Below are 24,011 nucleotides of genomic sequence, written 5' to 3'. Positions count from 1 at the left end.
GGTGCGAAGCGAAAGCGGTTTGTCTTCCGTATGCGGCATGGCGTGTCTCGAAAAGCTCGGCGTTGAGAGTGAGTTGGGGGTGGCGGCGCTGTAAATCCAGACTCCCAACTAAAGCTAGCACCGCGACCTATGCCACACCACAAGCGGTTGGGAACAGGGTTTCGAAACCAGTCGGGAGAACCCGGCCAGCGGAAGCGCAGGCCGAGCCCTACTGGCAATAGGCCGTGCGCCGCTCGATCATATCGAGATGGAAATGGGATTTGTGGGCCGCATTGGCATTCGGTCCCAGGACGGTTCCGAAAAAGTCGCAAGCCCCCGCATGCACCTCGACCATGAACCGGGCCGCGGCATCGGGCTCGATCTTCTCGACCTTCAAGGGCGGCTCGAGGGGCTTGTCGACATCTTCGTCGGGCCGCGTGGCCGCCATCGCCTTCGGCTCGATCCTGGCTTTCATCACTTCGAGGATCTGCTGGCCCGTGACCCGCGCTTGGGAAACCGTCGCGTTGCCTTCCCCTTTCGGAACCGCACGCATGGCGACGGTCTCGAATTTGGGACCTTTCAGCCCCATGGCGGCATCCATCTTCCGCTCCGCCGCTTCGGCCGCGGCGAGAAGTGCGGGATTGCGCTCCGGCAGGGGTGGCACGGTTTTCGGCGCCCTCGCCACCAGCGTCCCGGATTTCGGCCAGGAAGGACCGAGCGCCACTGACATCTTCGACTCAAGCGTGAAGATGGAGATGTCGAGAGCGTTGGCGAGCGCATGCTCGCTCAACTTGCCGCCCGCCTTTCCATACCGGTTCCGGCAATCGTAGTCGGCGGCGTTCTGAACCTTCACGACCGGCGAATGAAACAGCGAACGCGCTTCGGGCTGAACCACCTTCGTCAGCCAGTCGTCGAGGGCGACGGCAACCGGGCAACGCAATGTCGCCGGCGGCGTGATTTCCACAGCCGGATCCGAACCGATGGACTTCACCCGGATCGGGGCCGGCGCGCCACAATCGCCTTCCCGGATCGGATCGAGGGGTTCGTAATCGATCGCCAACTTCTCGAGCAGCGCAGCGCATTCCTTCTTCGCCGCATCGATCTCCGGCTTGGTCCAGGCGAGAGACGGGCGCTCGTCGGGAAGGGTCGGCCCGGTATTCTCCGCTTCCGTCTTGGCCTTGTCGGGTTTTTCGGAATCCGACTTCGCAGCTTCGTCCTTTGCGGGGACGCTCGGCTTCCGGTCCGGCAGCGGCGGCTCCGCGGCCGAGGCCAGACTCGACGCGGCGGCCGTGAGGATGGCGGCGAACAGCAGCCGGGCTGTGAACAGTCGGGGCGTCCTCATGCGGGACGATCGACCGCGCTGACACGGGGGCGGCCCTTGTGGTTTTTGGCGCGAAGTGCTAGCTGCCGCGGACCTTCCCGACTGGCTTCAGCCGCATCGAAGAATAAGGACGACGCCCCTTGAGCGAAGCGCTCGGCATCACCTTCGAGGAGAACGACCGCGCCGGGATCATCACTCTCGACCGGCCCGATCGCCTCAATGCCCTGACCAAGGAGATGTTCGAGGCGCTGAGCGCCCAATATTCCGCCTGGTCTCCGGCGGCGCATATCTACGGCGTCGTTATGCAATCGACCCATCCCAAGGTATTTTGCAGCGGCGGCGACCTGAAGGTGCTCCAACAATGGGGCGAGCAGGGGGCCTTGGACGAAATCCGCGATTTCTATCGCGCGGCTTATCAGCATGTCTGGCGCCTCGAAAAGTTCTTTCGTCCGAACCTGCCGTTGATCGACGGGCTCTGCCTCGGCGGCGGCGTGGGCATCAGCCTCTTCGGCACCCATTGCATCGCCGGCGAGAACTACGGCTTTGCCATGCCCCAAGTCGGCATCGGTTTCCTGCCCGACGCCGGCGGCACCTTCTTCCTGTCGCGGCTGCCCCATCACATGGGCCTCTATCTGGCTCTGACCGGCAAGATCATCGGTCGCGCCGACGCATATCGGCTGAGGCTCGTGACCCATTGCATCCCGGCGGCCCATTTCCACGTCATCGTGGATGCCGCGCGGGACAACCATCCCATCGACAAACTGCTCGATGGGCTGCATCGCGACCCGGGCGAAGGCGAGCTTGCCCGGCTCACGCCGATCATCAACCGGATCTTCGGGGCCGACTCCGTGGAGGAGATCTTCGGTCTTTTGGACGCGGAGGACGGACCTCAGGCGGAATTCGCCCATGCCACCGCGGCGGAGATGCGCAAGAAATCGCCGACCTCTCTCAAGATCGCTTTCCAGCAGATGCGCCGCGGCAGGGAACTCGACCTCGCCGACGCGCTCCGGCTGGAATATCGCCTGACCCAGAAGATCATCGCGACCGACGATTATCGCGAAGGCGTCGACGCCCGGATCGTGGGCAAGGGCAGGGAGGCAGCGTGGCAGCCCGACGCCCTGTCAAAAGTTGACGACGAAGCGATAAATCGACTCTTCGACGAGCCTGCCGACCACGAGCTCTACCTCGAGGATCTGACGCCGGGCCTTTGATTCCAAGCGATTCCCGGTCGAAACAACTGAAACTTAAGGATAGAATTTCATGCAATCTTAAGCGTTCCGCTTAAGGTCATTTTAGCTTGAGTGCGCCTATAGTCCTTTGAAGTTGGGGAAAAAACAACAACGAGGGTAGGTGTCATGAATGTAGCGCTAGAAATCGGCGCACATGAGAGCTCAAGCGAGGGAGAAGATCTCAAAGGTCGCTATCTGATCTCCTTGAAGCTTATTGAGCGTCTTCATCGGTTGCTTCTGGACGTCATCAAGGACGAATTCGACCGGATGGGACGGTCGGACGTCAATGGGGTCCAGGCTCTGCTGCTCTACAACATCGGAGATTCGGAAGTGACTGCGGGAGAGCTGAAGAGCCGCGGCTACTATCTCGGCTCCAATGTCTCCTACAATCTGAAGAAGCTCGTCGAGGCCGGCTACATCCACCATGAGCGTTCGACCACCGATCGCCGCTCTGTGCGGGTCAGCCTCACCGACAAGGGCCAGGCGGTTTCCGAGATCGTCAACCAGCTCTACGACCGCCAGCTGAAATCTCTGCAGAAGGTCGGCGGCATCGGCGGCGACGAGCTCGAGAGCCTGAACAAGTCCCTGATCCGCCTCGAGCGCTTCTGGACCGATCAGATCCGCTACCAGCTGTAAAAGCGGAAGCGACAATCAGATCCAATACGGCCGCCCGGGTGGGGAACCGCCCGGGCGGTTTGTGTTATTTTGACGCGCTTCCCACGCAAAATAGCCGCAATCGCCCGGTAACCATTGAAATTCGTATGGGCCACGAGCATCTGACCCGTAACGACACGGCACCGGCGGGGGATCGCTCAAGCTAGTCCGGGTCATCGAGGGGCAAAAGCTCAGCTTGATCTTTATTAACCCTGTGCGGCTAGTTTCGATGGTCCGAAGGGGTTAATGTCTTCGCAGGAGCCGAGCCGCAAGGACGGGGAGCGGCATAAATGACCACTTGGCAGCTTAATCTTCGCGGCGCGCTGATCGCCACTGGCGTCGGCGCCGTCATCACGATCGCGGCAGGCATCACGCCCGCCCGGGCCGACTTCATGAGCGGCCTCCAGAATTGGCTGGGCAACGAACCCGCCCAGGCCGGCACGCAAGCCTCTTCCGAGGGGCGGCGCGGCATCTGGTTCGGACGCCGGCAGGAGCAGGTGGAGCCTCAGGGGCCCGACCCCTTCAAGGAGCAGTGGGTCCGCAACCCGCAGCTCGGCTTCCCGACCCTCGCACGTGAGAACATTGCTCAAACCGAACGCGCGATCCAGATCTACGAGCAGATCGTCGCGCGGGGCGGCTGGCCCCGTGTGCCGGAGCTTGCGCTTCGTCCGGGCTCGCGCGGCGACGAGATCGTCACCCTGCATCAGCGTCTGGAGATCAGCGGCGACCTTTACGGCCAAAGCGTTCCCAACGAATACGACGAGACCCTCGTGCAGGCGGTCCGCCGCTTCCAGGAGAGCCACGGCCTGCCGCCGACCGGCGTGATCGATCGTCCGACGGTGGACGCGCTCAACGTTCCGGCCGAGGTCCGGCTGCAGCAGCTCAAGGCGAGCCTCGCCGCCCTCAAGAAGGCGGTTCCGCAGACCAAGAATCGCTACGTCATCGTGAACATTCCCGCCGCCCAGTCTGAGGCGGTTGAGAACGGCCAGGTCGTCGGACGCTATACCGCCGTCGTCGGCAAGGCGGATCTCGCCACGCCGACCCTCGAGAGCACCATCCAGCGGGTGAGCTTCAATCCCTATTGGAACGTGCCCAAGAGCATCGTGCGCAACGATCTCGTTCCGAAGGCACGCGAGCTGACCGCCAGCGGCATCGATTTCTTCGACACCTATCGGATGCAGGCGATCGATGGCTCCGGCCGCATCTTGAGGTCGGACCAGATCGATTGGTATGGGGACGCCGTCTACGGCTACCGCTTCCGGCAGCTGCCTTGGGAAGAGAACGCACTCGGCTACATCAAGCTCGACTTCCCGAACAAATATGCCGTGTACATGCACGACACGCCTGAGAAGGCTTTGTTCGGCCAGGAGCTGCGCTACGAGAGCCATGGCTGCGTGCGTATCCACAACGTCGATCAGCTCGCCGCATGGCTGCTGCGTGACGTGCCGGGCTGGGACCTGCCTCGTATCCAGGAGCTGAAGCACACCGGCGAGCAAGAGGTGGTTTCGCTGCGCTCCAAGGTGCAGGTCATGTTCGTGTATATCGATGGGTGGGCGACGCCGGACGGCGTGATCCATTTCCGCCCGGACATCTACAACAAGAACAGCGGCGCCACGACGGCTTCGGCCTACTAGGCTTTACCTTCCGCACAGAGCACCTATCTCAGAAGGGGAAAACGCATTCCCTTCTGAGGCTTGCTATGTAAGAAAGGTCGCTCCTGCGACTATAGGTGCGGCCATTCTCGTACGCCTTCGGCCTATGATGTGGTAAAGGCCTTGGGGTCGCTTCCGACCTTGGGCCAAGCTAGAATCAAGCGAATGGATTACGAAGAAGAGCTCGCCGGCGCCCTCCGCGCCCTCCGCCAGGAAGGCCGCTACCGCGAATTCGCCGATATCCGGCGCAAGCGCGGCAACTTCCCTCATGCCAGCTATTTCAGCGCAGACGGCCAGCGCTCCATCAAGGTCTGGTGCAGCAACGATTATATCGGCATGGGCCAGCACCCCAAGGTGCTTGAAGCCATGCACGAGCCATTGAAACGGCGGGAGCAGGGGCAGGCGGCACCCGCAACATCTCCGGCACGACTCACTACCACGTCGAGCTTGAGCACGAGCTCGCCGACCTCCACGGCAAGGCGGCCGCGCTTCTCTTCACCTCCGGCTATGTGGCCAACGAAGCGGCGCTCTCCACGCTCGCCCGCATCCTGCCGGGCTGCGTGATCTTCTCCGACGAGCAGAATCACGCCTCGATGATCGAGGGCATCCGCCACGGCGGCGGACCGAAGCGCATCTGGGCCCATAACGACGTCGAGGATCTCGATCGTCAGCTCTCCGAATATTCCAAGGACACGCCCAAGGTCGTCGCCTTTGAGTCCGTCTACTCCATGGACGGCGATATCGCGCCCATCGCCGAGATTTGCGCCGTCGCCAAGAAGCACAACGCGCTGACCTATCTCGACGAGGTCCATGCCGTCGGCATCTACGGGCCTCGGGGCGGCGGCATCGCCGACCGGGAAGGGCTCATGGGCGAGGTGGATATCATCGAGGGCACGCTGGCCAAGGGCTTCGGCCTCATGGGCGGCTATATCGCCGCCTCCACGAACATGATCGATTCCATTCGCTCTTACGCGCCGGGCTTCATCTTCACCACATCGCTAGCGCCCGCCATCGTGGCCGGCGCCGTGGCCTCCATTCGCCACCTGAAAGAGAGCCAGGTGGAGCGCGAGCAGCTTCAGGAGCGGTCGCGGGAACTGAAGGACCGCATGGCGGCGGCCAATCTGCCGGTGCTGGAGAACCCCAGCCACATCGTGCCCGTCATGGTCGGCGATCCGGTTCGCTGCAAGAAACTCACCGATGCGCTCCTGGAGCGTTTCGGCGTCTACGTTCAGCCCATCAACTATCCCACGGTCCGCCGCGGCACGGAGCGCATCCGTCTGACCCCGGCGCCTTATCACACCGATGCGGATATGGATTATCTGATGGATGCCCTGAACACCCTATGGCAAGAGATGGATCTGGCCCGCGCCGCGTGACGCAAACGCCCGCTTTCCGAGAGAAATGAAACTCTTGGTCGCGGGCCGCGCTTATGGCTGTCGCTGGCGCGGCTGCACGACATATGGTAAGGCCAGCCCAATTGGCGGGATCGCTCTCTATTCGATGAGCCGAACCCGCACCGTCCAGAAGCCCGCTACGGGGCAGCAACGTTTCGAGGAGCGCAAGAGATGACGGCAAGCGAGAGCAACACAGACATTCGTGGCGCGGGATTCTTCTCCAAGCATTTGGAGGACACCGATTCCGAGCTTTGGAATGCGATCGAGGACGAGGCGGAGCGCCAGCAGACCGAGATCGAACTGATCGCGTCGGAGAACATCGTTTCCCGCGCGGTGCTCGATGCCGTCGGCACGCTGCTCACCAACAAATACGCCGAAGGCTATCCGGGGCGCCGCTACTATGGCGGCTGCCAGTATGTCGACGTCGTCGAGAACCTCGCCATCGAGCGCGCCAAGCGGCTGTTCGACTGCAGCTTCGTCAACGTGCAGCCCCATTCGGGCTCCCAGGCGAACCAGTCCGTCTTCCTGGCGCTGCTGAAGCCCGGCGACACCATCCTCGGCATGTCGCTTGCGGCCGGTGGTCACCTGACCCACGGCGCACCGCCGAACCTGTCCGGCAAGTGGTTCAACGCGGTTCAGTACGGCGTCCGTGAGGACACCCACGAGATCGATTACGAGCAGGTCGAGAAGCTCGCCAAGGAGCACAAGCCGGCCCTAATCATCGCCGGCGGTTCGGCCTATCCGCGCATCATCGACTTCGCGCGCTTCCGCAAGATCGCCGATGAGGTTGGCGCTTACCTGCTGGTCGACATGGCGCATTTCGCAGGCCTCGTTGCCGGCGGCGTTCATCCCAGCCCGCTGCCCTACGCCGATGTCGTCACCACCACGACCCACAAGACCCTGCGCGGTCCGCGCTCCGGCATGGTCCTGTCCAACAACGAGGAGATCGGCAAGAAGATCAATTCCGCCGTCTTCCCGGGTCTTCAGGGCGGTCCCCTGATGCACGTCATCGCCGGCAAGGCCGCAGCCTTCCAGGAGGCCCTGTCGCCCGACTTCAAGATCTACGCCAAGCAGGTCGTCGAGAACGCGAAGGCCCTGGGCGAGGTGCTGGTCGGCGGCGGCGCCGATCTCGTCTCCGGCGGCACGGACACTCATGTCATGCTGGTCGATCTGCGGCCCAAGAAGCTCACCGGCAAGGCAGCCGAGCTGGCGCTTGGCCGGGCCCATATCACCTGCAACAAGAACGGCGTTCCCTTCGATCCGGAGAAGCCGGCGATCACCTCGGGCATTCGTCTCGGCACGCCCGCCGGCACGACCCGCGGCTTCGGCGTCTCGGAGTTCCAGACCATCGGCAACCTCATCCTCGAGGTGCTGGACGGCCTGGCCGAGAACGGCGAAGAGGGCAACCAGAAGGTCGAGGAGTCGGTCAAGGAGCGCGCCATCGCGCTTTGCGAGAGCTTTCCGATCTATCGCTAGCCCGATCCGAGGCAGGGCAACGAGAGGGGGAGCTGGCCACCATGCGATGCCCGTATTGCGGCAGCACGGCCACGCAGGTCAAAGACTCGCGGCCCAGTGAGGATCACACCACCATAAGGCGCCGCCGCATCTGTTCGGATTGCGGCGGCCGCTTTACCACTTTCGAGCGCGTTCAGCTCCGGGAATTGACCGTCGTCAAGCGCAACGGTCGCCGGGTCCCCTTCGACCGGGACAAGCTAATGCGCTCCATTCAGATGGCCACCCGCAAGCGAGACGTCGATCCGGAGCGCCTTGAGCGCCTGGTGAGCGGACTTGTGCGCCGCCTGGAGAACATGGGCGAGAACGACGTGCCGTCCGAGACGATCGGCACCCTCGTGATGGAGGCCTTGAAGACGCTGGATGACGTCGCATATGTACGGTTCGCCTCGGTGTACAAGAATTTCCGCGAGGCCAAGGACTTCGAGCTGTGCTGGGCGAACTCGCCGGCCCGACGCCCGATGAAGAAGATCAGTTATCACCGGATGACGATTAGCGACCGGAGCCGCCGCGGCCCGGCGCACTAGAAACTCATGACCATGCGTGATGAAGATTACATGGCCCAGGCGCTCGTAATGGCGCGTAGGGGCCTTGGGACCACCTGGCCCAACCCCTCCGTGGGCTGCGTCATCGTCGGCGACGACGGAGAGATTGTCGGCCGGGGCGTGACCGCGCCGGGCGGACGCCCCCATGCCGAGGCCGTCGCGCTCGCCCAGGCTGGAGAGCGCGCGAAGGGCGCCACCGTCTATGTGACCCTGGAGCCTTGCGCCCATGAGGGCCGGGGCGAGGCTTGCACCGAGGCGCTTCTCGCCGTCGAGCCGAAGCGTGTGGTCGCCGCCATGCGGGATCCGGACCCGCGCACGTCCGGCAAGGGCATCGAGAAGATGAAGGACGCCGGCATCGAGGTCACCGAGGGTGTCCTCGCCGATGCGGCCGCCGATATGATCCGCGGCCATATCCTTCGCGTCGCCGAGCATCGCCCGGAAGTCATCCTCAAGCTCGCCGTCGGCTCAGACGGCCGTATCCCCGAGGGCAACGGCAGCCCCGTCTGGGTCACCGGCGAAGCGGCCCGGGCCCACGCGCATCTCCAGCGTGCCCGCTGCGACGCTATCCTTGTCGGCCGGGGCACGGTCACCACCGACGATCCGAGCCTGACCTGCCGGCTTCCCGGCATGGAGTGCCGGTCGCCCGTCCGCGTCGTCCTCGATCGCCGTCTGCGCACGCCCAAACAGGCCCAGCTCTTCGACGACGAGATGGTGCCGGTCTGGTTCGTCTGTTCGGATGAGCCCCAGACCAATGAAGCGTCTCTTCAGGAGCGCGGGGCCGAAATTCTCCGGGTAAACTGCGACGAGGAAGGCTTTCCCTGCGTTCGCGAGGCTCTGGAAGGCCTCGCCATGGCCGGCATCACCCGCGTGCTCGTGGAGGGCGGCCCGGCCGTCGCAAAAAGCTTCCTCGATGCCGGACTCGTCGATGAGGCGCTGATCTATCAGGGGGTCGAGGAAGTCGGTCCCCAGGGCCTGCTGCCCTTCGTCGATGGCGGTATCGACAAGCTCACCGGCAGTGGCGATTACGTCATGACGGGCGAACGCTCCTTCGGCCGCGATCGCATGACCGAATGGCATCGGAAACCGAAATGTTCACAGGCATAGTCTCCGATATCGGCGAGGTCGCGAAGGCCGAGATCGGCGAAGACGGTGCCCGCTTCGAAATCGCATCCCGCTACGACCCGGCAACCATCGAGCTCGGCGCATCGATCGCCTGCAACGGGTGCTGCCTGACCGTTACCGCCGTGGAGAAGACCACCGACGGCAGCCGGTTCTCCGTCGATGCCTCTAACGAGACCCTCGCCCTCACCACCCTTGCGGACTGGACCGCCGGCACCCGCATCAACCTCGAACGCGCCCTCAAGATGGGCGACGAGCTGGGCGGACACCTTGTCAGCGGCCATGTGGACGGCTGCGCGGTCCTCCTCGCCATGCAGCCAGATGGCGAAAGTCGGCGTCTAGTTTTCGAAAGTCCACCCGAGCTCGCGCGCTATATTGCCAAGAAGGGCTCCGTGGCACTGAACGGCGTTTCGCTGACCGTCAACGATGTCGAAGGGCAGCGCTTCTCCGTCAATGTCATTCCCTTTACCCTGGAGCACACGACCCTCGGGGCGCTGGAGCCCAACGCGCCCCTGAACCTCGAGGTGGATATGATGGCCCGCTACGTGGAGCGTCTTTCCCAAGGGAACGCCTCCGCGCAGTCCACCGCGGCTCCCATCCCAGGATAGGCAACACCCGTGAGCACCGCCCAACAGATCGACCTGCACGCCGCTCTTTCGCCCATCGAAGAGGTGATCGAGGATGCCCGCAACGGCCGGATGTTCGTCCTGGTTGACGCCGAGGAACGCGAGAACGAAGGCGATCTCGTGATTCCGGCCCAGATGTGCACGCCGGACGTGATCAACTTCATGGCGACCCACGGCCGGGGACTGATCTGCCTCGCACTGACCGAGGAAAGGGTCGATCAGCTCAGTCTCGAGCTTATGTCCCGCTCCAACAAATCCCGTCATTCGACGGCCTTCACCGTCTCCATCGAAGCCAGGGAAGGGGTCACCACCGGCATTTCCGCCCATGACCGGGCCCACACCATCTCCGTGGCGATCGACGCCAACAACGATTACCGGGACATCGTCTCGCCCGGCCATGTCTTTCCGCTCGTTGCCCGCGAAGGCGGCGTTCTCGTCCGGGCCGGCCACACTGAGGCAGCCGTGGACGTCGCGCGTCTCGCCGGCATGATCCCCGCAGGCGTGATCTGCGAGATCATGAAGGACGACGGCAGCATGGCGCGGCTGCCCGATCTCATCGAGTTCTCCGAACGTCACGATGTGAAGATCGGCACCATCGCCGACCTCATCGCCTATCGCCTGCGCTACGACCAGCTCGTGCGCGTGGTCAGCCAGTCCACCATCAACAGCGCCTATGGCGGCGAGTTCGATCTGAAGGTCTATGCAACGACCGTCGACAAGACGGAGCACCTCGCCCTGGTGAAGGGCGACGTCTCGAAAGGCGGCCCGGTGCTCGTGCGTGTCCACGCCATGAACATCCTGAACGACAGCCTCGGCGCCACCGGTCACCGGGACAGCCTGATCGCCAAGTCCATGGAGGCCATCGACAAAGAGGGCCGGGGTGTCGTCGTCCTGATCCGGGAGAACAACGCCGGCGATGTTTCCGCCCGCGTAAACCTTCAGAACGGACAGGGCACCGCGGGGCAGCAGCGGCTTGTCGATTATGGTATTGGTGCGCAGATTCTTCTGGATCTCGGCGTCCGCCAGATGACGCTCTTATCCAATACGCCTCGCAAGATCGTCGGTCTGGAAGGCTACGGCCTCACCGTGACCGGGCATCGCCCTGTGGAGTAGACATGGCCCGTAATACGTCCCCCTCGGTTCTTATCGTCGAGCTCGCTTCTACGAAGACATCGCCGAGGAGCTCGCCAAGGGCGCCATCGAAGAGCTCGAGACCTATGGCGTCGAGTACGAGCGCATCTTCGTCCCCGGCGCGCTCGAGATTCCGCTGGCCCTCAGCCTGGCGCTAGCAAACGGCTTCGTCGGCCGGGCAGGGCGTCATCGCGCCTGTATCGCACTCGGCTGCGTGATCCGCGGCGAGACCTCCCATTACGACGTCGTCGCGAAGGAATCCTCCGCCGGCCTGCACCAGATCGCCGTCGAACACGCCGTGCCCATTGGCAACGGCATCATGACCTGCGAGAATCGCGACCAGGCCTGGGAACGCGCCGCCGTGGATCGCCGCAACAAGGGCGGCAGCGCCGCCGCGGCCTGCATCTCCCTGATGGAGCTGGAGCAGCACTTCTCCTCCGCAAGCCGCCGCTGACGATGACGAAGCCCGAGAAGACGAACAAACGTGCCGCTGCCCGCAGCGCCGCACGGCTCGCCGCTGTCCAGGCGCTCTATCAGATGGATATGACGGGCATCGACCTGACGGACGTGGCCGCCGAGTTCCAGGAGCACCGCATCGGCGAAGCATCGAGGGCGAGGAGATTCACGCGGCCGAGACGGCCTTCTTCACCGATCTTATCCAGGGCGTGGTCGCTGAGCAGCGCCGCATCGACCCGCTGATCAACGAGCGCCTGGCAGAAGGATGGCATCTCACCCGGATCGATAGCATCCTGCGGGCCATCTTGCGTGCCGGCACCTTCGAGATCCTGCGCCGTGCCGACGTCCCGCCCCGCGTCTCAATCAACGAATATGTCGATCTCGCCCATGCCTTCTTCGAAGGCGAGGAGCCGAAGGTCGTCAACGGCCTTTTGGACCGTGTGGCCAAGGAGGTCCGGCCCGAAGAGCTGGCGCCGCCCCCGGGCCGAGGGCCCGGCGTCACGGCAGAGCAGGGCCAAGGCTGATGGCCACGCCGCCGGATCGAGACCGACTCGGCGAGTTTGACATCATCGCGCGCTTCTTTGCGCCCCTTGCCACGGACCCCGCCAGTCTCGGCCTGACCGACGACGCGGCACTGCTTCACGGCGAAGCCGGCAAGGATCTGGCCGTTACCACCGACACCCTCATCGAGGGCGTGCACTTCCTCTCAAGCGATCCTGCCGAGACCATCGGGCACAAGGTCCTCGCCGTGAACCTGTCCGACCTGGCGTCCATGGGCGCGGAGCCCATGGCCTACCTCCTAGCCTTGAGCCTTCCCGAACATGACCCTGCGTTCCGATCCGCCGATTGGCTGGGAAGCTTCGCCGCGGGTCTCCAGCAGCTCCAGGAAGCTTCAGGAGCCACCCTGATCGGCGGCGACACCACAGGCACGCCAGGTCCTTTGGCCATCACCATCACGGCCATGGGCCGTGTGCCGGAAGGCCAGGCGGTGCTGCGCTCCCGGGCGCGGGAGGGCGATCTTCTCTATGTCACAGGCACCATCGGCGATGCGGCGCTCGGGCTTCGTCTCCTGAAGGATCCCAGTCTCTCCGGAGACTGGAATCTCACCGATGACGAGACGCGTTTTCTGATCGATCGCTACCGGCGTCCTCAACCACGGACGGGCTTGGCCCGGGTGCTTCGCCACCACGCAAACGCCGCGATCGATCTCTCCGACGGACTAGCAGGAGATGCCGACAAGCTCTGCATCGCGAGCGGGTTGGGCGCACGTGTCGACGGCCGGCGGGTTCCCCTATCGAAAGCCGCCGCAAAGGCCTGCAAAAGCGATCCATCGCTGTTGCCCGCACTTCTCGGCGGTGGAGACGACTACGAGATCCTCGCAGCGATCCCCGAAGACCGTGCCCGCGCCTTCGAAATCGACTCACAGCGGCCAGGGGTGCCGGTGACTGCGATCGGCTCCCTGCACGCGAGACTGCCGACCCAGGCCGAATTCATCGGGCTCGACGGCGAACCCATCTCCTTGGAAAGGCGGAGTTTCAGCCATTTCTGAGGCCGTGGCGCCTTCGGTCGCCGGACTCCGATTGGCTTGGCGCTCGGGCTCTCATGGGGAATCCCCACCACGCACCGTTTAGTTTGCTTCCGCGCCCCATCTTTGGCATTTTCCGCGCGGCGAAGAGTCACGGCATGGCCGCGACCTGCGCCCAGAGATACCGCGCCTGATGGCGCCAAGAAGACCGCGCCGAAAAGGCGCAGAAGAGATCTGCCTCAAGGGAGGATGGGCGGCTCTCTCCAGGCGCGCTGTTCCGCGTGCGCACTCCCTCCAAAATTGAAGCAATGCTCATAAGTAAGGGAGCAGCCGGTTATGACTTGGGTTCTTTATGCAATCATCGCCTGCGGGCTACTGTCCATCGTCTATGGACTGGCCACGACGCGCGCGGTTCTCGCCGCCGACGCTGGCACCGAGAAGATGCAGGAAATCGCGAAGGCCATTCAGGAAGGCGCACGCGCCTATCTGTCTCGGCAGTATATGACCATCGCCGGGGTGGGCGTGGTCATCTTCATCGCCGGTCTCTTCCTGCTCGGCCTGCCGCAGGCCATCGGTTTCGCAATCGGCGCCATCCTGTCGGGCGGAGCCGGCTTCATCGGCATGATCGTATCGGTGCGCGCCAATGTCCGCACCGCCCAAGCTTCTAAGACCGGCCTGGCCGAAGGCCTCAGCATCGCCTTCCGCGCAGGCGCCATCACCGGCCTCCTGGTTGCCGGTCTCGCGCTCCTCGGCGTCTCGGTCTACTTCCTCGTTCTGACCCAATTCCTCGGCTACGCGCCCAATTCACGCGTCGTCATCGATGCTCTCGTGGCCCTGGGCTTCGGCGCCTCCCTGATCTCCATCTTTGCCCGTCTCGGCGGCGGCATCTTCACCAAGGGCGCCGACGTGGGCGGCGACCTGGTGGGTAAGGTCGAAGCCGGTATTCCGGAGGACGATCCGCGCAACCCCGCCACCATCGCAGACAATGTCGGTGACAATGTCGGCGACTGCGCCGGCATGGCCGCAGATCTGTTCGAGACCTATGCCGTGACCGTGGTCGCGACCATGGTGCTCGCCTCGATCTATTTCAGCGGCAACGCGAACCTCTACTCCATCATGCTCTATCCGCTGGCCATCGGCGGCATGTGCGTGCTGACCTCGATCGCCGGCACGTTCTTCGTCCGGCTCGGCGCCAGCCAGTCCATCATGGGTGCCCTCTACAAGGGCGTCGTCGCCACTGCGGTTCTTTCCCTGATCGGCCTCTGGCCGCTGACCGCCTATCTCATCGGGATGGACACCACTCTCGAAGTCGCCGGCACCAGCTTCACCGGCTGGTCGCTGTTCTTCTGCGGCATGGTGGGCCTGATCATCACGGGGTTGATCGTGGTGATCACCGAGTATTACACGGGCACCAACTATCGCCCGGTCCAATCCATCGCCCAGGCTTCCGTCACCGGCCACGGCACAAACGTCATTCAGGGCCTCGCCATCTCCCTGGAATCGACCGCGCTGCCGGCTCTGGTCATCATCGCGGGCATCCTCATCACCTACGGGCTTGCGGGTCTGTTCGGCGTCGCCATCGCGGTGACCACGATGCTGGCTCTCGCCGGAATGATCGTCGCCCTGGATGCGTTCGGCCCGGTCACCGACAACGCCGGCGGTATCGCGGAGATGTCCGAGATGCCGGCCGATGTGCGCAATACCACCGATGCCCTGGACGCCGTCGGCAACACCACCAAGGCCGTCACCAAGGGCTATGCCATCGGCTCCGCCGGTCTCGGCGCGCTGGTGCTGTTCGCAGCCTATACGGAGGACCTGAAGTACTTCGCTGCAAACCCGGCGGAGTTCCCGTATTTCGAGGGCGTCGACCCGACCTTCAGCCTGTCCAACCCGTATGTGGTGGTAGGTCTGTTCCTGGGCGGCCTGCTGCCCTATCTCTTCGGCGGCATCGCCATGACGGCCGTGGGCCGGGCAGGCGCCGCGATCGTCGAAGAGGTGCGCCGCCAGTTCAAGGAGAAGCCCGGCATCATGAAGGGCACCGAGCGTCCCGACTACGGGCGCGCGGTCGATCTCCTCACCAAGGCGGCGATCAAGGAGATGATCATCCCCTCGCTCCTGCCGGTGCTGAGCCCCATCGTCTTCTACTTCGTGATCTACCTGATCGCCGGGAAGAGCGCGGCCTTCTCCGCCGTGGGTGCCATGCTCCTGGGCGTGATCGTCACCGGTCTCTTCGTCGCGCTTTCCATGACCGCCGGCGGCGGCGCATGGGACAATGCGAAGAAGTACATCGAGGACGGCCAGTTCGGCGGCAAAGGCTCCGAGGCCCACAAGGCCGCGGTGACCGGCGACACGGTCGGCGATCCCTACAAGGATACTGCCGGCCCCGCCGTGAACCCGATGATCAAGATCACCAACATCGTGGCCTTGCTGCTGCTCGCGGTCTTGGCGCACTAGGCAGCACATCGCCCCTAGACAAAGAAACGGCCGGGCTCTGGTTTGAGCTCGGCCGTTTTTGATTGGCTGATGCGACTTAGGCGAACCGTTGCGCCTTCGCTTAGAGCCCCGGACCCGGCGTCGCGGAGTTCTCGTGCTGCTTCTTGAACATGCCGCGCTGGGCCACGTTGCCGAACAGCTCCTGAACCATCGAGGCGTCCTTGCCGCGGGCAGGGGACTCGTCCTTGGCGAAGTCGACGACGATGCCGTCCTTCATGCCGTAATGAGAGACGTCGCGAACCCGCTCGTTGCTGTTGAAGTAGACGGCGATCACCTGGCGGTCGATCTCCCAGGGTTTCAAGAACGCCACCTGCTTCTGGGTGCTCGAAATATAGTAATAGCTATCGCCGTCGATCGTCCCCGTCGTGTCCGGTGAGCCCAGCGTCAGCTCCACATCTTCCTTGGTCATCCCGGGCCGCACCAGCGAGGTATCGACGTCGGTGAAGACATGGCCGTGATGGTCGATGGTCGCAGCGCCGCCACAGCCGGCAAGCGGCAGCAGCAAGCCACCCATGGCCAGCCCGGCCAGGGCCGAAATGGAAGCGCGCGCCCGTTTGGATCCAGTGCCTTGCACGAAAAGCTGTCCCTCTCGAAGAAACGGTCCGTCTTGCAACGGGCCACATAGCATGCAGTGCGGCCTTCAGTCTAAGATCGCGCCACGGCGCAAGAATCGCCGAAAGTGGTTGATCATTTCTATAGACTGGTCTGCCGAAGCTCTTCTAAAGAAGCCGGATTCATGAACCCGTTCAATTGGCTAAGGCAGCGTTCGCCCAATCGGCTGAATGCAGAAAAACTCTATGGCGCGATTGTGGCGCAGGCACGGCTGCCGGTCTTTTATGCAGACTTCGACATGCCCGACACGTTGGAAGGCCGGCTCTCTGTCCTGACGGTGCATATGTTCGCCGTCCTTCGGCGGCTCAAGGCGGAAGGGGCCGAGGGTCTGCCGCTCGCCCAGGAGCTGGTCGATGCGTTCAGCGCCGATATGGACACGGTCTTGCGTGAAATGGGCGTCAGCGACATGAAAGTGCCGAAGCGGGTGCGCGATATTTGCGCCAAGAGCCATGGCGTGATCAATCTGCTCGAAGCGGCGTATCCGGAAGGAGAGGAAGCGTTTGGCGCAGCGCTGGTTGAAATCCTGCCTTTACCGCCAGAGCAGGCGAAAGCTGCGAGCCGCCGATTGACTGCTTATCTTCATAAGGTGGCAGAGGCGCTCGCGGAACAATCCTTATCCGCGCTGCGTCAAGGAAACGTGCAATTTCCGGAGGTTTCGTGATGGCAAAGGACCCCATGGCGAAAGGCCCCGCGGACAAGCATTTCGCGGCAAGGACACGGAAAATGGCGGGAAGGGGCGCGACCGACCCCGGACCCGAAGCCGAATCGCCCCTGAAGCGGACCGTGAAGATCGACACCATTCGCGACGGTCAGGAGGAAATCCTCGAGCCGACGGCAGCGGAACGCCAAGACATGGCTTCCCTCCAGGATCTGAAGGGCCTCGACAGTTTCGTCTTCGCCTACACCTTGCGGAGGGCGTCCGGCGGCTCTGTGCGCCTCAAGGGGCGCCTGCAGGCCCAAGCGACGCAGACCTGTGTCGTGACCCTGGAGCCGGTCGAAGCCTCAATCGACATGCCTGTGGAAGCTGAGTTCTGGCCCGAGACCCGAATCCGGGCCATCGAGCGTCAAGCAAGCGAGGATGGCGATGACGGGGACCCACTCGCCGAGTGGCCGGAGCCCATCATGGATGGCACCATCGACCTCGGCAGCCTGGTCTATGAAACCTTCGCCCTGGCGCTCGATCCCTATCCGCGGCGCGAAGGCGCGGCCTTTGACTGGAAGGACGAAACAGCGGACGCTGACGGCCTCGAAGATGGCCGGGAAAACCCCTTTGCGGCCCTCGAACAGTTGAAGCGCAACTGATGCACAATCGGCTGACGTGTTCGACGAGGGTTGTCAGGGAGGGGCTTTTGAGTATCTTCGGGCCAAATTTGGGGGCTAAGGCCGTCCGGCCGAAAATGATTCATCCTGATCGGTAAGAAGACTATGGGTGCGGAAGTCACCATATCGCTCGACGCCATGGGCGGCGACCAAGGCCCCGAGGTCGTGGTACCCGGAGCCGCAGATGCTCTGATCCGCAATCCGGATCTGCGGTTTCTGCTCATCGGCGACGAAAAACGCATCCGGCCGCTCCTGGAGCCGTACAAGCGGCTCAAGGAGCGCTCGGAGGTCATCCATACGGATGTCGCCATCTCCATGGATCAAAAGCCCTCCGTGGCGCTTCGCAAGGGCCGCTGGCACTCCAGCATGTGGCTCGCGCTTCAGATGGTGAAGGACGGCCGGGCCGACGCCGCCGTGTCAGCCGGCAACACCGGCGCGCTTATGGCCATGGCGAAATTCTGCCTGCGGACTTTGGAGCAGGTGGACCGCCCGGCGATCGCGGCTATCTGGCCCACTATCGATTCCGAATGCATCGTCCTGGACGTGGGGGCGAACGTCGGCGCCGATGCCCGCCAGCTCATCGAATTCTCCGTTATGGGGGCGGCCATGGCCCGCGCCGTGTTCAATCTGGAGAAGCCGTCGATCGGGCTCCTGAATATCGGCGTCGAGGAGGTCAAGGGGCTGGATCACATCAAGGAGGCCGGCCAGGCGCTGCGCTCGACGCCGTTGTCCTTCCGCTATCACGGTTTCGTCGAAGGCGACGATATCGGCCGCGGTGCGGTCGACGTGGTGGTTACCGACGGTTTCACCGGCAACATCGCCTTGAAGACCGCCGAGGGAACGGCTAAGCAAATCTCCGCCTATCTGCGGGCGGCGATGGGCCGATCCTTCCTGGCCCGCATGGGTGCCGTTTTGGCGCAGGGCGCATTCAGCGCGCTCCGTGACAAAATGGATCCCCGGCAACTGAACGGCGGCATCTTTCTAGGCCTCAATGGCATTGTCGTGAAAAGTCACGGCGGCACCGACGCAACCGGTTTCGCGAGCGCGATCGACCTTGCCTCCGACATGGCCTCGAGCGACGTCGTCAGACGGCTCGCCGACGACGTTGCCCGCTTCCAGACCGAGCTCCAGCTCGAAGGCGCCGCGTAAGTTCGAGGAGTTTGGCCAAGGTGAGTGTGTTGAGAACGGTCGTGCGGGGCTGTGGCGGGTATCTGCCCGAGCGCATCATGACCAATGCGGAGATCTCCGAGCTCGTCGAGACGAGCGACGAATGGATCGCCTCCCGAACCGGCATCCATGAGCGGCGCATCGCCGGCGAAGGGGAATACACCTCCACCATGGGCCTGGAGGCAGCCAAGGCCGCACTCGCCAATGCCGGCATGGAGGCGAGCGATATCGATCTGATCGTGCTGGCGACATCCACCCCGGACCAGACCTTTCCCGCCACCGCAACCACGATCCAGGCCGAGCTCGGCATCACGAAAGGCGCGGCCTTCGACATCCAGGCCGTGTGCTCCGGTTTCGTCTACGCCCTCGCCACCGCCGATAACTTCCTGCGGGCCGGCCCCTACAAGCGGGCGCTGGTCATCGGCTCCGAGGCCTTCTCCCGTATCCTGGACTGGGAAGACCGCAACACCTGCGTCCTGTTCGGCGACGGAGCGGGCGCCGTGGTCGTCGAGGCCGAGCTGCAGCCCGGCACTTCCACCGATCGCGGTATCCTGGCTGCATGCCTTCGCGCCGACGGCCGCTATCGCGACAAGCTCTATGTCGATGGCGGGCCCTCCACCACCGGGACGACCGGTTATCTCCGGATGGATGGTCCCGAAGTGTTCAGGCATGCGGTGATAAAGATTGCCGAAGCGATTGACGAGGCGCTGGAAATGGCAGGCCTGGAACCGTCGGATATCGACTGGTTCGTGCCCCACCAGGCCAACAAGCGTATTCTCGACGGCGCCGCCCGGCGCCTGAAGCTTCCGCCCGAAAAAATTGTCGTCACCATCGACAAGCACGCCAACACTTCGGCGGCGTCTATCCCCCTGGCACTAAATGTTGCGGTTCAGGACGGCCGCATCCAGCCTGGCGATCTGGTGCTGATGGAAGCCATGGGCGGCGGCTTCACCTGGGGTGCACTTCTCGTACGCTGGTAGCAGGAGTTGCGTGCTGCGAATGCCACACCTGGCCCCGAAAAGAACGCTAAATCAGGAATTTGAGAGAACGGTCATTGACCTTGCGTGAGTTGAGAGATTAGCATTTCGGCTTACCCGCGACCTGGGGGAAGTATCGCAATGGGCGGGAAGACGCTGACACGGGCCGATTTGGCGGAAGCCGTGTTTCAGAAAGTTGGGCTACCGAGAAATGAGTCGGCTGAACTGGTCGAGCTCGTGCTCAAGGAAATTGTGTCCAGCCTGGAGCGCGGCGAGACCGTGAAGCTCTCGTCTTTCGGTTCGTTCGGTCTCCGGGACAAGGGGCAGCGGATTGGGCGCAATCCGAAAACCGGACAGGAAGTGCCGATCACGCCACGCCGTGTTCTGGTCTTCCGCGCAAGCAACATCATGAAGCAATACATCAACAATGCGCTCTCGCGCCGGAAGGCGGCGGAGTAAGGCTTCAGGCTGTCTCGCTTCGGCGTCCGGCAGGATCGGGTGCGCCCTTAAATAAATGCGCTCATCGCCGAGAGGCCGGTGGTGGGCGTGACAGAAGCGGGGGGTTAGCCATGCCGAAAGGGCCAGAGGCATTTCGGACGATCAGCGAAGTTGCCGACGATCTCGACGTTCCCAAACACGTTCTGCGGTTCTGGGAAGCAAAATTCTCTCAAGTCAAACCCATGAAGCGTGGCGGCGGCCGGCGGTACTACCGGCCTGAAGATGTCGCGCTGCTCAAGGGCATTCGCCATCTTCTGTATAGCGAGGGCTATACGATCCGCGGCGTCCAGAAGATCCTGCGGGAAAACGGCCCGCGCTCCATCATGCCCGAGCGCGATGGCGAGATGCCGATCCAGCAGCGTCCGCCGCAAATTCCGGATGTCGCCGCCGATGCGGCTCAGAGCCGTGCCGAAGGCGCGACGGTCACAGAGCCGCATCGAGCGCCGGGCGACGAAGATCTGCCGGGCGGCGATCGCGTGGCTTACATCACGGCGATCCTGGAAGAGCTGGACGCCTGCAAACGGCTCTTGGCCGACGCCAAGAAAGCTTGAGGCCTCAGCAGGCTCCGGAAAGTCGATCGGCTGACCGGTGGTGGGCAATTTCTCAGCCCCATGACAATCGCCTGCGGCTTTTTCCGCGGTCGGGCCAACACACGCCTTGCTTGGCGCGCCTGACCGTGTATACCCACTTCTCTTGAAGGCGACAGGTACGGAGCGTGGCGCAGCCCGGTTAGCGCACCGGTCTGGGGGACCGGGGGTCGCGAGTTCAAATCTCGCGCTCCGACCAGCTTCATCCCCCACCAGCTTTCATTTCCCCAACTGTAATATTCCCGAACGTCAGCGGCATGCGGTGGATCGGCTCTCCGGCGCCGGAAGTTCACTGGGCGGCGCGCCGCCGCGAATCCGCATATCGAGCGCCATGCCCCACACCAGGGCCATGATCACGAAGAAATGGCGCCAATGATCGGTGTCGATCACGAGCCCTTCCATGGCCATACCGACGAACACGGCGAACAGCACCGCGCTGAGGCCGTCTCCGCCGCGATCGTAGAAAACGCGGCGCAAACCCAGCCAAAGAGTGCCGATCACCATCCCCAGATAAAGCAGCCCCCCAAGCCAGCCGGTGTTGAGGAACATGCTGAGATAGACCTCGTGCACATCGCCGAGCTCATAGATTCGGGCATATTCCAGCGCACCGAGGCCAAGCGGATGGGTGACGATGAGGCCGAGCGCCCGGAGATGGCCGCCGAAGCGCCCCTCCGGACCCTCGTCATAAGACTGCTCGAAGGACGCGCGCTGCCCGAAGAGCTCGGCATATTTCGGCACGGTCTGGACGGCGGCGACCACGCCCACCACCACGATCACCCCCAGCAGGAGGACGAAGAACAACTTCAGCCGATGTCGATTGGTCGGCGCGGTCGAGAAGTTCAGGAACGAGAACAGGAACAGCGCCAGCGCCAAGCTCGCGATGGCGCCGCGCGACAGGCTCAGCAGGCAGCCGAACAGCAGAAAGCCACCCAAGGCGGAGAAGAGCGCCGCGCGGCCGGGCGATGCGTTGAGCACCAGGTAGAAGCAATAGAGGATCGCCGGCACCAGGAACGCGCCGTAGACATTGGGATCTTCGAACGTCCCCCGTGCACGGCCATACCGCGTGAAGAGATCGTACGCGCCGGGGAGCAGGTTGAAATAGCCGATCAGGGCGGCAAATGCCGCGACCGCCGCCGAGACCGTATACGCCGACATCAGCAGGTGCACCCGCCGTTCGGGATCGGCGCTGATGAAACCAACCAGCGGGACAGAGCTCAGCGCCAGGAACAGGGTGATGTTGGTGTGGGTGAGCGGCACATCGAAAATGCCGGCCTGGGTGGTCGCTAGATAACCGCCGGCGCAGATCAGCACCCAGACGAAGAAGTAGGCGGCGAGCCCGCTGGAGTAGCGCATCAGGCCGACGACGGGGATCAGCAGAGCCGCCCCGAGGATGAGCGCGTCATAGGGCGCGGGATCGGCGATCACCACGCCGACCGACGCGATGGTCAGCCAGATATAGAACAGGGCCAGCCGGCGGATTCCGGCGCTGATCTGCGGGCGGACAGAAGCCCGCTCGAACCGCGCTACAGGGAACTCGCTCACGCTCATCGCAGTCTTGCCTCGCCGTTCGCGCTCAATACGCATTCTCCGTCTTGAGCAGCGCCACAGGCGTCATGAGAAGGATGTAAAGGTCCAGCACCACCGACCAGTTCTCGATGTAGTAGAGGTCGTGCTCCACCCGGCGCCGGATCTTGTCCTCCGTATCGGTCTCGCCGCGCCAGCCATGGATCTGAGCCCAGCCCGTCACGCCGGGCTTCACGCGATGACGGGCGAAGTACCCGTCCACCACATCGGCGTAGAGACGGTCCTTTGCTTTCGCCTTGAGGGCGTGGGGACGGGGGCCGACCAGGGAAAGATCGCCTTTCAGCACATTGAAGAGCTGCGGCAGCTCGTCGAGGCTCGTCTTGCGCAGGAACCTGCCGATCGGCGTAACGCGCGGATCGTCCTTGGTCACGAGCTTGCTCGCTTCCGCATCGGACATATCCGTATACATGGACCGGAACTTGTAGACGTCGATCAGCTCGTTGTTGAAGCCCTGGCGCGTCTGCTTGAAAAACACCGGCCCCCGGCTGGTCAGCTTCACAAGCGCCGCGATCGCGAGCATCACGGGCGCCAGCACCACCAGCCCAAATCCTGCGATCAAGGCATCGAAGATCCGCTTCTGAACAAAATCCCAATCGGCGATCGGCTTGTCCGCAATGTCGATAAACGGGACGTTGCCGATATAGGAGTAGGTGTGCGGCCGGAACCGCAGGGCATTGTTCTGGGCGGAGAGCCGGATATCGACCGGCAGCACCCAAAGCGTCTTGAGGATTTCCAGCACCCGCTTTTCCGCCGCCATGGGCAGGGAGATGATGAGCAGATCGACCCGGGACTTCCGGGCGAACTCCACCAGGTCCTTCACCTTGCCGAGCTTCGGATAGCCGGCGACCAGCGGAGAGATCCGGTCGTTGCCCCGATCGTCGAAGATGCCGGCGATACGGATATCGGTGTTGGGCGAAGCCTCCAGGGACCTGATGAGCTCCTCGGCCTGCTCCCCGCCGCCGATGATCACGGCCCGGCGATAGAGCCGCCCCTCGCGCAGCCATCGCCGCATGAGGATCAGGAGAGACAGCCGCTCCACCAGGAGCAGCGAGAGCACGGAGACGTACCAGCCGCCGAGCCAAACGCGGGAGAAATCAGCCCCGACCTTGGCGAAGAACGCCACCGCCATGAAGGCCGCGAGCACCAGCGTCCAGGCGAGCATGATACGCGAGTAGCTTGAGGTGAATTCCCGAAAGGCGCGGATCGTGTAGAGCCCGAAGCTCTGCACGAGGCCGCAATAGACCAGCGCCGCGGCGGCCACCGCCGCCAGATAGACGATATGAAGGCCCGGCTCGCGCGAGACATGGACCAGATAGATCGCGAAGCCGATCCCGGCGACGATCAGAAATTCGACGATCCGGGTCGCGCCGACCAGCACCGCGTTCGGCAGCAGCGTGAGAGAAGCTGCGCGCCGAATCTCGGCAAGGGGCGGACGCGGCTGTTTCCGCCGCTCCGGCATCCCCTTCGGCGGCCCGGCTTGAAAGCTCTTAGGACGGCGCCTGCGCTTCTCGCTCGACCGGCGCTCCGGTTCCATCACACCCATACGCTCGTACTCGACTGACCCCGTGCCGATCGGCACCGGTGAGATCCGGATTTATCGCACAAGACGTGCCAGATCGGCTCCCCTGAT

General features: G+C 63.5%; 21 protein-coding genes, 1 tRNA gene and 2 pseudogenes. 20 read left to right on the top strand and 4 right to left on the bottom strand.

What is annotated here, in order from left to right:
- Positions 1-208: 208 nt before the first annotated feature.
- On the bottom strand, positions 209-1,321 hold the full coding sequence (locus A7A08_RS01980) for an extensin-like domain-containing protein (protein WP_069093848.1): 1,113 nt from the start codon (positions 1,319-1,321) through the stop codon (positions 209-211).
- A gap of 119 nt (positions 1,322-1,440) precedes the next feature.
- Here A7A08_RS01980 and A7A08_RS01975 point away from each other — a divergent pair, with 119 nt between their 5' ends.
- From A7A08_RS01975 to A7A08_RS01915, 13 genes and pseudogenes are all read left to right on the top strand, one after another.
- Positions 1,441-2,511: an enoyl-CoA hydratase/isomerase family protein gene (locus A7A08_RS01975; RefSeq protein ID WP_069093847.1), complete on the top strand. Its 1,071-nt coding sequence runs from the start codon at positions 1,441-1,443 to the stop codon at positions 2,509-2,511.
- Between the two features lie 144 nt (positions 2,512-2,655).
- On the top strand, positions 2,656-3,165 hold the full coding sequence (ldtR, locus tag A7A08_RS01970) for a transcriptional regulator LdtR (RefSeq protein ID WP_069093846.1): 510 nt from the start codon (positions 2,656-2,658) through the stop codon (positions 3,163-3,165).
- Positions 3,166-3,473: 308 nt separating this feature from the next.
- Positions 3,474-4,817, top strand: coding sequence for a L,D-transpeptidase family protein (locus A7A08_RS01965; RefSeq protein ID WP_069093845.1), 1,344 nt, complete (start codon positions 3,474-3,476; stop codon positions 4,815-4,817).
- A 183-nt stretch (positions 4,818-5,000) separates the two neighbouring features.
- Positions 5,001-6,211 (top strand): annotated as a pseudogene (gene hemA / locus A7A08_RS01960) (5-aminolevulinate synthase).
- A gap of 189 nt (positions 6,212-6,400) precedes the next feature.
- Entirely contained in the window at positions 6,401-7,705 is a 1,305-nt protein-coding gene (gene glyA / locus A7A08_RS01955; RefSeq protein ID WP_069093844.1) for a serine hydroxymethyltransferase, read from the top strand.
- A complete protein-coding gene (nrdR, locus tag A7A08_RS01950) occupies positions 7,678-8,268 on the top strand; it encodes a transcriptional regulator NrdR (protein ID WP_425348981.1) in 591 nt (196 codons plus the stop codon). The genes glyA and nrdR overlap by 28 nt, the downstream gene beginning before the upstream one ends.
- A gap of 12 nt (positions 8,269-8,280) precedes the next feature.
- A complete protein-coding gene (ribD, locus tag A7A08_RS01945; protein ID WP_169822895.1) occupies positions 8,281-9,390 on the top strand; it encodes a bifunctional diaminohydroxyphosphoribosylaminopyrimidine deaminase/5-amino-6-(5-phosphoribosylamino)uracil reductase RibD in 1,110 nt (369 codons plus the stop codon).
- Positions 9,375-10,013 carry a riboflavin synthase gene (locus A7A08_RS01940; RefSeq protein ID WP_069093842.1) on the top strand — a complete coding sequence of 213 codons (639 nt, stop codon included), beginning with the start codon at positions 9,375-9,377 and terminating at the stop codon, positions 10,011-10,013. The genes ribD and A7A08_RS01940 overlap by 16 nt, the downstream gene beginning before the upstream one ends.
- Positions 10,014-10,022: 9 nt before the next feature.
- Positions 10,023-11,144, top strand: coding sequence for a 3,4-dihydroxy-2-butanone-4-phosphate synthase (gene ribB / locus A7A08_RS01935; protein ID WP_069093841.1), 1,122 nt, complete (start codon positions 10,023-10,025; stop codon positions 11,142-11,144).
- Positions 11,145-11,202: 58 nt separating this feature from the next.
- Positions 11,203-11,616 (top strand): 6,7-dimethyl-8-ribityllumazine synthase, encoded by a 414-nt coding sequence (ribH, locus tag A7A08_RS01930; protein ID WP_141693798.1) that lies wholly within the window; start codon positions 11,203-11,205, stop codon positions 11,614-11,616.
- A pseudogene (gene nusB / locus A7A08_RS01925) lies at positions 11,613-12,142 on the top strand (transcription antitermination factor NusB). The gene ribH and the pseudogene nusB overlap by 4 nt, the downstream one beginning before the upstream one ends.
- Entirely contained in the window at positions 12,142-13,167 is a 1,026-nt protein-coding gene (gene thiL / locus A7A08_RS01920) for a thiamine-phosphate kinase (protein ID WP_069093840.1), read from the top strand. The pseudogene nusB and the gene thiL overlap by 1 nt, the downstream one beginning before the upstream one ends.
- A gap of 312 nt (positions 13,168-13,479) precedes the next feature.
- Positions 13,480-15,597, top strand: coding sequence for a sodium-translocating pyrophosphatase (locus tag A7A08_RS01915; RefSeq protein ID WP_069093839.1), 2,118 nt, complete (start codon positions 13,480-13,482; stop codon positions 15,595-15,597).
- A 100-nt stretch (positions 15,598-15,697) separates the two neighbouring features.
- On the opposite strand, the gene A7A08_RS01910 is transcribed toward A7A08_RS01915, so the two are convergent.
- Positions 15,698-16,210, bottom strand: coding sequence for an outer membrane protein assembly factor BamE (locus A7A08_RS01910; protein WP_169822894.1), 513 nt, complete (start codon positions 16,208-16,210; stop codon positions 15,698-15,700).
- 162 nt (positions 16,211-16,372) lie between these two features.
- Here A7A08_RS01910 and A7A08_RS01905 point away from each other — a divergent pair, with 162 nt between their 5' ends.
- The 7 genes from A7A08_RS01905 (at position 16,373) to A7A08_RS01875 (ending at position 20,996) form a co-directional block, all read left to right on the top strand.
- Positions 16,373-16,909, top strand: a complete 537-nt coding sequence (locus A7A08_RS01905; protein WP_069093838.1) for a ubiquinol-cytochrome C chaperone family protein — start codon at positions 16,373-16,375, stop codon at positions 16,907-16,909.
- The gene (locus tag A7A08_RS01900; protein ID WP_083226357.1) at positions 16,909-17,550 is read left to right on the top strand and encodes a YceD family protein; all 642 of its coding nucleotides are present in this window, start codon (positions 16,909-16,911) and stop codon (positions 17,548-17,550) included. The genes A7A08_RS01905 and A7A08_RS01900 overlap by 1 nt, the downstream gene beginning before the upstream one ends.
- 123 nt (positions 17,551-17,673) lie before the next feature.
- Complete coding sequence (gene plsX / locus A7A08_RS01895; protein WP_069093837.1) at positions 17,674-18,717, top strand: phosphate acyltransferase PlsX; 1,044 nt, start codon at positions 17,674-17,676, stop codon at positions 18,715-18,717.
- Positions 18,718-18,737: 20 nt separating this feature from the next.
- A complete protein-coding gene (locus A7A08_RS01890) occupies positions 18,738-19,715 on the top strand; it encodes a beta-ketoacyl-ACP synthase III (protein ID WP_069094269.1) in 978 nt (325 codons plus the stop codon).
- A 132-nt stretch (positions 19,716-19,847) separates the two neighbouring features.
- Positions 19,848-20,171 (top strand): integration host factor subunit alpha, encoded by a 324-nt coding sequence (locus tag A7A08_RS01885; RefSeq protein ID WP_208430567.1) that lies wholly within the window; start codon positions 19,848-19,850, stop codon positions 20,169-20,171.
- Between the two features lie 110 nt (positions 20,172-20,281).
- Positions 20,282-20,761, top strand: coding sequence for a MerR family transcriptional regulator (locus A7A08_RS01880; RefSeq protein ID WP_069093835.1), 480 nt, complete (start codon positions 20,282-20,284; stop codon positions 20,759-20,761).
- A 158-nt stretch (positions 20,762-20,919) separates the two neighbouring features.
- A tRNA-Pro gene (locus tag A7A08_RS01875) sits at positions 20,920-20,996 on the top strand.
- Between the two features lie 50 nt (positions 20,997-21,046).
- Here A7A08_RS01875 and A7A08_RS01870 read toward each other — a convergent pair.
- Positions 21,047-22,345: an O-antigen ligase family protein gene (locus A7A08_RS01870; RefSeq protein ID WP_069093834.1), complete on the bottom strand. Its 1,299-nt coding sequence runs from the start codon at positions 22,343-22,345 to the stop codon at positions 21,047-21,049.
- Positions 22,346-22,370: 25 nt separating this feature from the next.
- On the bottom strand, positions 22,371-23,924 hold the full coding sequence (locus tag A7A08_RS01865) for an undecaprenyl-phosphate glucose phosphotransferase (RefSeq protein ID WP_069093833.1): 1,554 nt from the start codon (positions 23,922-23,924) through the stop codon (positions 22,371-22,373).
- Positions 23,925-24,011: the final 87 nt, after the last annotated feature.

The sequence above is a fragment of the Methyloligella halotolerans genome (assembly GCF_001708935.1).
GTDB lineage: Bacteria > Pseudomonadota > Alphaproteobacteria > Rhizobiales > Methyloligellaceae > Methyloligella > Methyloligella halotolerans.
Note: the sequence above shows the minus strand (reverse complement) of the source record. Positions and strands in the feature narration are given on the sequence as shown.